This window comes from Vibrio sp. 2130-1, assembly GCF_033339515.1.
The window spans coordinates 1-622 of the sequence record NZ_JAWOUT010000430.1; the positions used below are offsets into that span (position 1 = coordinate 1).

Here is a 622-nt window from a genome sequence, read left to right on the forward strand (position 1 = left end):
CTGCATTCTCGTTGAGTTTGTTAGGTACTTTCTTAGTTCGTTCGGGCATTTTGGTGTCGGTACACGCGTTTGCGTCCGATCCTTCTCGCGGTATGTTTATCCTTGGTTTCCTTGTCTTCGTTATCGGTGGCTCTTTACTGCTATTTGCGGTGAAAGGTGCGGCGGTACGTGTTCGTGGTAACTTTGATTTAGTGTCGCGCGAAAACGCGCTTCTTGCCAATAACGTCTTGCTGATTGCAGCACTTGTGGTTGTGTTAGTTGGTACGTTGTTGCCATTGGTTCACAAGCAGCTTGGTTTGGGCTCGGTTTCTATCGGTGCCCCATTCTTCGATATGCTATTTGCATGGCTGATGATGCCGTTTGCCTTCTTGCTAGGTATCGGTCCTCTTATCCGTTGGAAGCGTGACCAGTTATCTTCGATTGTGAAGCCTATGCTTGTGTCGGGCACTGTGTCTCTGGCGTTGGCGGCGGTTTGTGTGCTCCTATTTGCTGATTTCTTCTCAGTGATGGCGTACATCGGCTGGGTTATGTCGATTTGGATCGTGGCAATGCATGCGTTCGAATTGCACGAGCGTGCGACGCACCGTCACAGTTTTGCTGAAGGTGTTCGTAAGCTTCAACG

The 622-nt window shown here is 49.7% G+C and carries 1 protein-coding gene; it reads left to right on the forward strand.

Annotation, left to right across the window (positions count from 1 at the left end; translation table 11 throughout):
• A partial coding sequence (locus R7Q09_RS26655; protein WP_318144009.1) for a cytochrome c-type biogenesis CcmF C-terminal domain-containing protein occupies positions 1–622 on the forward strand: 622 nt, incomplete at both ends.